9 protein-coding genes are annotated in these 7,290 nt (G+C 71.4%); all 9 read right to left on the bottom strand.

The genetic code is table 11. From position 1 onward, the window contains the following. Positions 1 to 249 (bottom strand): hypothetical protein (locus Q7W02_17600; protein MDO8477977.1); only part of this gene is annotated, 249 nt, incomplete at its 3' end. Positions 250 to 326: 77 nt separating this feature from the next. Further along, entirely contained in the window at positions 327 to 524 is a 198-nt protein-coding gene (locus Q7W02_17595) for a hypothetical protein (GenBank protein MDO8477976.1), read from the bottom strand. 12 nt (positions 525 to 536) lie between these two features. Next, on the bottom strand, positions 537 to 791 hold the full coding sequence (locus Q7W02_17590; protein ID MDO8477975.1) for a hypothetical protein: 255 nt from the start codon (positions 789 to 791) through the stop codon (positions 537 to 539). A 52-nt stretch (positions 792 to 843) separates the two neighbouring features. After that, on the bottom strand, positions 844 to 1,683 hold the full coding sequence (locus tag Q7W02_17585) for a crotonase/enoyl-CoA hydratase family protein (GenBank protein MDO8477974.1): 840 nt from the start codon (positions 1,681 to 1,683) through the stop codon (positions 844 to 846). Beyond that, a complete protein-coding gene (gene rsmB, locus Q7W02_17580) occupies positions 1,680 to 3,032 on the bottom strand; it encodes a 16S rRNA (cytosine(967)-C(5))-methyltransferase RsmB (GenBank protein MDO8477973.1) in 1,353 nt (450 codons plus the stop codon). Before rsmB ends, Q7W02_17585 begins: the two co-directional genes overlap by 4 nt. Then, the gene (fmt, locus tag Q7W02_17575; GenBank protein ID MDO8477972.1) at positions 3,029 to 4,108 is read right to left on the bottom strand and encodes a methionyl-tRNA formyltransferase; all 1,080 of its coding nucleotides are present in this window, start codon (positions 4,106 to 4,108) and stop codon (positions 3,029 to 3,031) included. The genes rsmB and fmt overlap by 4 nt, the downstream gene beginning before the upstream one ends. A gap of 109 nt (positions 4,109 to 4,217) precedes the next feature. Beyond that, positions 4,218 to 4,739: a peptide deformylase gene (gene def / locus Q7W02_17570; GenBank protein MDO8477971.1), complete on the bottom strand. Its 522-nt coding sequence runs from the start codon at positions 4,737 to 4,739 to the stop codon at positions 4,218 to 4,220. Between the two features lie 13 nt (positions 4,740 to 4,752). Further along, entirely contained in the window at positions 4,753 to 6,531 is a 1,779-nt protein-coding gene (locus tag Q7W02_17565; protein ID MDO8477970.1) for a hypothetical protein, read from the bottom strand. Positions 6,532 to 6,551: 20 nt separating this feature from the next. Then, positions 6,552 to 7,286, bottom strand: coding sequence for a uracil-DNA glycosylase (locus Q7W02_17560; protein ID MDO8477969.1), 735 nt, complete (start codon positions 7,284 to 7,286; stop codon positions 6,552 to 6,554). Positions 7,287 to 7,290: the final 4 nt, after the last annotated feature.

Below are 7,290 nucleotides of genomic sequence, written 5' to 3'. Positions count from 1 at the left end.
ACTCAGCCCTCGTCTCGCCTTCGGCTGCGCCTCGAACGATTGACTCAGCCCTCGTCTCGCCTTCGGCTGCGCCTCGAACGATTGACTCAGCCCTCGTCTCGCCTTCGGCTGCGCCTCGAACGATTGACTCAGCCCTCGTCTCGCCTTCGGCTGCACCTCGAACGATTGACTCAGCCCTCGTCTCGCCTTCGGCTGCACCTCGAACGATTGACTCAGCCCTCGTCTCGCCTTCGGCTGCACCTCGAACAACCACTCGACACGACCTTACTCCATCGGCCCGGCACCAGCAAACTTCGGGCCGCCGAGATCGGTATGCTGGGCCGGACTCAGTCCAGTTCCTTCGCGAGCGACTCCGGGAATTCGACCGGCGGCTCCTCCTCGGGCTCGAGCACCAGCACGGCCAAGTCCAGGGCCGTGAGCTTCTCGCGGAGCGCGCTGCAGACGCCGGCGATCTGGTCTTCGGGCAGGAGCATCCCCGCGCTCTCCGCGCTTACACGGATCTTGATGCGCTTGAACTCGCCCATGATCTTGGCCTCCTAAGAAGCCGGCGCCGACGATCCCAGCGCCAGCACGGCCGTTAGCGGACAGGCAAGCACCTTGCCCTCGGGCTCCGTCCAGCGGACCCAGTGCGAGGCGCTGCCCTTGATCGCGATGGCGTTGACGATCACCGTCTGGCCTCGGACGAAGCCGTAGTTGCCGACCAGGAAGGAGCCGTCCTTGACCTGGTGCCAGCCGTCGGTGAGCAGGAGCCGCTCGACCTTGTCGATGTCGATGGCGATGAAGGTTTCCATGGGGCCCTCCTCTAATTTCGACCCTACTCCAATGACCTCGCGCCCGCAAACTTCACGAACCCGGGATGGGCGCGCCTGAGTCGCGCTCGCGCACGGCCTGCTTGAAGCCGACCGCCTCGCAGCGCTGCTTGAAGGCGAAGCCCTCCGGGCTGTGGCGCGTGATGCCGTCGAAGATGGTCGCGATCATCTGGGTCGTCGCGAGCCCCATGTTGTCGTAGGCCTGGTTGATCATGAGCTTCTGCATCATGAGCTGGTTCTTGGGCACGCCCGCCATGCGCTCCGCCCAGCGCTCCACCGCGGCGTCGAGGTCGGCGGCCGGCACCGCCTCGGTGACGAGCCCCATGCGCGCCGCCTCGAGGCCCGTGACGAGGTCGCCGGTCAACAGCATGCGCTTGGCGCGCTCGGCGCCCACGCGGTAGATCCACATGGCGGTGGTCGGGCAGCCCCAGACGCGCGCCGGCGGGTAGCCGATCCGCGCGCCCTCGGCCATGACGATCATGTCCGAGCAGAGGGCGATGTCGCTGCCGCCCGCGACGGCGTAGCCGTGGACCTTGCAGATCACCGGCTTGAAGCTCCGCCAGAGGCTCATGAAGCACTCCGTGTTCGCGCTCATGCCGGCGTAGTCCACCATCGGGTCCCACGGCATGTCCTGGCTGTAGGCGACGGGGCGCGGCTTCTCGGCGTACATCTCGAGGTCGTAGCCCGCGCAGAAGGCCCGCCCCGCGCCCGAGAGCACGATGACGTGGACCGCGTCGTCGCGATTGGCCTCGCCCACCGCGTCGCGGAGCGCCCGCGGCAGGACGTCGTTGATCGCGTTGAGCTTGTCGGGGCGGTTGAGCGTGATGCGGGCGATGCGGCCGGTCTTTTCGTAGAGGACGACTGGTGCCGTCATGGGAGCCTCCGGAGTCTGATCGCGGTGAAGCCGTCGGTGCCGTGCACGTGGGGGAGGAGACGGAGATAGCCCGCGGCGTCGAGCGCCACGGGGAAGCCCTCGGGCGGGTCCACCTGCCAGTGCGCGCCGTAGTCGGGCAGGGACGTGATCACGGCCTCGTTCTCGTCCGGCTCGAGCGAGCAGGTCGCGTAGACCAGCCGGCCGCCGGGCTTCACCATGGCGGCCGCGGCGGCGAGGATCGTCTTCTGCTTGTCCTGGAGCCGCCGCAGGTCTTCCTCGGTGCGGCGCCACTTGACGTCGGGGTTGCGGCGGAGGACACCGAGGTTGGAGCAGGGCGCGTCTACCAGCACGCGGTCGCACTTGCCGCGCCAGCGGCCCACCTGCGCCGCCGCGCCGCCGACGTGCGGCTCGATGATGTTGATGCCCAGCCGTGAAGTCGCCCGGCCCACCAGCTTGAGCCGCGCGGCCTGCGGGTCCATGGCGACGATGCGGCCGCGGTTCCGCATCAGCTCGGCCATGTGGGTCGCCTTGGTGCCGGGCGCCGCGCAGGTATCCGCCACGACCTCGCCCGGCTTAGGGTCGAGGAGGCGCGCCACGAGCATGGACGCCTCGTCCTGGATCGTGCACCAGCCCTCGGTGAAGGCGGTCCAGCGGCCGACGGCGCCGCGTTCGACGGTGAGCCCCTCGGGAGCGAGCGCGGTCGGGCGCGTCTCGGCCAGCTCTTCGTCGCGCAGGCGCGCCGCGAGCGCGTCCCGCGTGATGCGCAGTGTATTCACGCGGATCGTGGTGGGCGGGCGCTCGTTCGAGGCGAGCATGAGCGCCTCGGCTTCTTCTGGGCCGTAGCGGGCGATCCAGCGCGCCGCGATCCAGTCGGGGAAGGAGCAGCGCACGGCGATGGCCTCGTTTGGCAACGCGGGCAGCGGCGGCAGACCCGTGGCGCGCGTGAGCGCGCGCAGGACCGCGTTCACGAACTCGGGCGGGCCGGGCCTCTTGGACTTGATCTTGGCCAGGCTGACGGCCTCGTCCACCGCCGCCCAGCGCGGCACGCGATCGAGGAAGAAGACCTGGTAGGCGGTCAGGCGGAGCAGCGACCGCACCCAGGGGTCGAGCTTGTCGAGTGGGCGGTTGAGGTACGGGCCGAGGCGCCAGTCGAGATGGCGGCGCCAGCGGAGCGTACCGTAGACCAGCTCCGTGCAGAGCCCAGCGTCGCGTGGGTCGAGCCGCGCCTGCTCGAGCGCGTGCTCCAGCACGATGTCGGCGAAGGCGCGGTCCTCCTCGACGCGCACGAGGATGCGGAGCGCCTCGTAGCGCGCCTGTGAGACGGGGCCCACGCGGAGCACCGGGCTCACGCGCCGATCTCCGTGACTCGCGCGCCCGGCGGCAGTCGCGCGCCGCGCAGGAAGTCCTCCCACGCCATGGCCTTGCGGTTCTCGGGCTGAACCTCGACGGGCAGGAGCAGGCCTTGGCCCGTGGCGATGCAGAGCGCCCCCTCACCCTGCCCTCTCCCCCGATGGGGGAGAGGGTTCCCTCCGGCCCCTTCTCCTCGGTGGGGGAGAGGGTTCCTTGGGCCCCCGTCTCCTCGGTGGGGGAGAGGGTTCCCTTCGGCCCCCTCTCCCCTCTGGGGAGAGGGCTGGGGTGAGGGGCCTTCCACGAGCGTGCCGGGCGCGGCGTCGCTCGGGTGCGGCACGGTGGCGGCGCGCCAGATGAGGAGGCGGCCCGCTGGCGTCATCACCGCGGCGCCGGGCCAGGGATTGCAGCCGCGCACGCGGTTGACGAGGTCGCGCGCCGGCTCGGCAAGGCGCAGCCAGCCGTCTTCCTTCTTGAGCCGCGGCGCCATGGTGGCCTGCGAGTGGTCCTGGGGCCGCGGCGTCAGCGAATCCAGCTGCTCCAGCGTGCGGATCATCACGCGCGCGCCGATCTGGCTGAGCCGCGTTGAGAGCTCGCCCGCGGTCTCCCCGGGGCCTATGGGCGTGGACTCGGAGAGCAGCACGTCGCCCGTGTCCATGCCGGGATCCATCTGGAAGGTCGTGATGCCGGTCTCGGTCTCGCCGCGGATGATGGCCCATGCGATGGGCGCGGCGCCGCGGTAGCGCGGCAGGACCGAGGCGTGGACGTTGATGGAGCCGCGCGGCGGGACGTCGAGCACGGCCTTGGGGAGGATCTGGCCGAAGGCGACCACGACGGCGATGTCGGCGCCGACCACGCCCAGCCGCTCCGGCCAGCCGGGATCGCGCAGTCTCGGCGGCTGAAGCACCGGAAGGCCCGCGGCAAGGGCGCGATCCTTGACAGGCGGCGGCTGGAGATGTTGGCCGCGGCCGGCGGGCTTGTCGGGCTGGGTGACGACGGCGGCGACGGTGTGGCGCTCGAGGAGGGCCTCGAGCGTCGGCAGCGCGAACTCGGGCGTCCCGTAGAAGAGAACTCTCATCTGGATTGGGAACTCGCGTTCGAATCAGCTCTCGGCTCGCGCCGCTGGCGCTCACCTCGAACTGCCACGCGCTCGTGCCTGCGGCAGCTCGGCCGCGTCTCGGCTCGCACTACAGCGCGAAGGCTCGAGAGCGCCTCTCCTTGGGGAAGCCGTGCTTCTGGATCCGCTTTTTGATGCGGTCGCGCGCGACGGGCGAGAGGAGGTCGATGAAGAGGACGCCCTCCAGGTGGTCCATTTCGTGCTGGATGACGCGCGCCTGCATGCCCGTGGCCTCGAGGTCGAAGGGCTGGCCGTCATCGTCCGTCGCCTGGACGGTGATGGACTTGCTGCGCTCGACGTCGGCGAAGATGCCTGGGAGCGACAGGCAGCCTTCCTCGTCCACGACGGACCCGCTGCGGCTCGTGATGATGGGGTTGATCAGCGCGCGGGCGCCGCCCTTGCCGTCGTCCATGACCAAGAGGCGATAGGGAAAGCCCACCTGCGGCGCGGCCAGGCCGAGGCCGACCTGGTGGTACATGGTCTCGACCATGTCGCCGATCACCCGGCGGAGCTCCGGCGTGACCTCGCGCACATGCGCGGCCTTGCGCCGGAGCATCGGGTCGCCGTAGAGCTTGACTTCGAGCAGTGCCACGTGCGTGAGCCTCCTAGGAGTTGACCGGGTCCATCTCTATTTCTACCACACCGTGCGAGCGTCGTCCGCGCTCGAGAAAGGGGCGGAGCGCCTGGGAGACGAGACGCGGCAAATCGTCCGGGCCCTTGACCACGGAGCGCATGCGCGCCGCCGCGGTGGCCCCGGGGGCGCCGAGCGCCATGGGGGGATAGACGGTCAGCCCCTCAATGCCGGCGAGGGCGCCCGCGGCCTCCTCGATCAGCGTCTTGGCGTCGGCGGCCGTCTTGCCGCGCGCCGAGACGTGACAGAGGCGTCGGAAGGGCGGGTAGCCCAGCTCGGAGCGGAACTCCAGCTCCTGCCGGTAGAAGGCGTCGCGGTCCTGGCCGCGCACGGCGGCGACGGCGTAGTGGTCGGGGTGGAGCGTCTGGACGATGAGCCGGCCGCCCGCGCCGACCGCCTCGGCCGCTGACCAGAGAAGCTGGAAGGCGCGCTCGCCGGCGCGGAAGTCCGGCACGCGGAGAAAGCCGTCGAACCAGACGAAGCCGACGGCGCCCCACGGGCGCGTCTGCGCCCCGCGCAGGAGCGCGGGGGTGCCGACCTGCACCTGGGCGCCGGGGTCGGTTCGCGAGACCGTCAGACGAGGGAAGCGGCGGCGCACCGAGGCCTCGACGCGCTCGGCGTCCCAGCCGAAGGGCTGGAGGCGGTGGCCGCCGCAGCCTGGGCAGCGCTCGGGCAGGGCATCACTTCTTGCGCACAGCCTGCACGCGATCCCGCGGCGATCGCGGCGGAGCTGAAGCGCCACGCCGCACTCGGGACAGCGGAGGACGGCGCCGCAGTCGTTGCACCCGATGGCTCCGGCCGACCGGCTCACGATCAGCGCCACGCTCTTGCCGGCCCGCGACATGATCTCGATGGCGCGCGTCAGCGGGAGCGTCAGCGGATGATTGCGGAGGATGCCGCGCGTGTCGGAGGCGATCACCTCGGGCCAAGGCGCCGGCCCGTTGGCCACGCGCGTGACCGTGCCCGCTACGGACTTCTGCCAGACCTCGGCCGACGGCGCTCCCGCGAGCATGATCAGGCGGCTGCCGTCGAGCGCCGCTCGGCGGAGCAGGATGTCGCGCGAGTGAAGCCGCGGCGGCCCCGGCGGCTTGTGGGCGGGGTCCTGCTCGTCGAGCAACACGAGGGTTGCCGGCGGAGGGAGCGGCACCAGAAGCGCCCCGCGGGTGCCGACCACGACGCGGGCGCGCCCCCGGGCCGCGGCAAACCACGTCGCGCGCCGCTCCGCGGGGCCCGCGCCGCTGTCGAGGCGGGCCGCGTCGAGGCGCCGCGCCCACCGCGCCGCGCTGTCGGTGTCCGGCGCGATCACGAGCGCGCCGCCGGGCGCGTCTCCCAATGCCGCGACCAGACGCTCCTCGCGCCCCGCGTCCATCCAGATCTCCGGCGCCGGTGCCGCGGCGCCTCGTGCCGGCTCGAGAGGCGGGGCGAGGACTTCCGCGCGCTTCGAGCGTGGCGGCGGCGGCGGCGGTAGGAGAGCCAGGAGCGTCGAGCCCCACGAGGACAGGCTCTCGTCGGCGATCCAGCGGCCGAGCTCGAGGCCGCCCGCCGAGAGGATCGGCGCGGGCTCCACGACGTGCTGGATGGGACGCAGGCCCGCGGCATCGCCGTCGCGGAGCGCGACGACCACACCCACGCGCGTGCCGCGGCCGCCGAGCGGCGCGCTCACGCGCTGGCCGGGCGTCAGCTGGAGCGCGCCGGGAACGAGATACGAGAAGGGATGGTCGAGCGGCAGATCGAACACGACATCGGCGATCATCCGCTAGACTCCCTCTCCCCTCAGGGGAGAGGGCCGAGGGGAGAGGGCTGAGGAGAGGGCTGAGGGGAGGGCGTGGTCAGGCGCTCCCATTCGCGCCGGGCGAGCTTGAGGTCGTCCCAGGCCATGCGCTTGTACTGCTCTCCCGGATTGCGCAGGAGGAAGGCCGGGTGGAAGGTCGGCACCAGCACGATGTCGCGGTAGAAGTAGGCGCGGCCGCGGAGCTTGGTGATGCCCTCCTTGGTGCCGAGGAGCGTCTGCGCGGCGAAGTTGCCGAGGGCCAGGATCACCGCCGGCTGGATCGTGTCGAGCTGCGCCAGCAGGAATGGGTTGCACGCCGAGACCTCGTCGGGCTCTGGGTTGCGGTTGCGCTCGGGGCGGCACTTGACGACGTTGCAGATGTAGCAGTCGCGCTCGCGGTCGAAGTGGACCGAGGCGAGCATCTTGGTCAGGAGCTGGCCCGCGCGGCCGACGAAGGGCTTGCCCTGCTTGTCTTCTTCCTCGCCCGGTCCCTCCCCGATCACGACCAGCCGCGCATTCGGGTTGCCCGAGCCGAAGACGATCGTCGAGCGGCTTTGCGAAAGCTTGCAGCGCGTGCAGCCCTGGAGCGCCTTCTCCTGCGCGGCCAGCCCTTGTCCTGCGTCCGGCGGCTCGGGCCGGTTGAGCGCGATCTCCTTGAGGCCCAGGTCGCGGTGGTGGCGGAGGGTGTCGGCGACGGCGGCGAGCGCCTCGCCGAGGGCCGCGCGCGGATCCTCCATCGTG

It is taken from the genome of Candidatus Rokuibacteriota bacterium, assembly GCA_030647435.1.
In the GTDB taxonomy this organism is placed as follows: Bacteria; Methylomirabilota; Methylomirabilia; order Rokubacteriales; family CSP1-6; genus AR37.
Note: the sequence above shows the minus strand (reverse complement) of the source record. Positions and strands in the feature narration are given on the sequence as shown.

Excerpts from the sequence above, each read along its gene's own strand:
- Q7W02_17595 (MDO8477976.1), bottom strand. The coding sequence starts at position 524 with ATGGGCGAGTTCAAGCGCATCAAGATCCGTGTAAGCGCGGAGAGCGCG.
- Q7W02_17590 (MDO8477975.1), bottom strand. The coding sequence starts at position 791 with ATGGAAACCTTCATCGCCATCGACATCGACAAGGTCGAGCGGCTCCTG.
- Q7W02_17585 (MDO8477974.1), bottom strand. The coding sequence starts at position 1,683 with ATGACGGCACCAGTCGTCCTCTACGAAAAGACCGGCCGCATCGCCCGC.
- fmt (MDO8477972.1), bottom strand. The coding sequence starts at position 4,108 with ATGAGAGTTCTCTTCTACGGGACGCCCGAGTTCGCGCTGCCGACGCTC.
- Q7W02_17565 (MDO8477970.1), bottom strand. The coding sequence starts at position 6,531 with ATGATCGCCGATGTCGTGTTCGATCTGCCGCTCGACCATCCCTTCTCG.
- Q7W02_17560 (MDO8477969.1), bottom strand. The coding sequence starts at position 7,286 with ATGGAGGATCCGCGCGCGGCCCTCGGCGAGGCGCTCGCCGCCGTCGCC.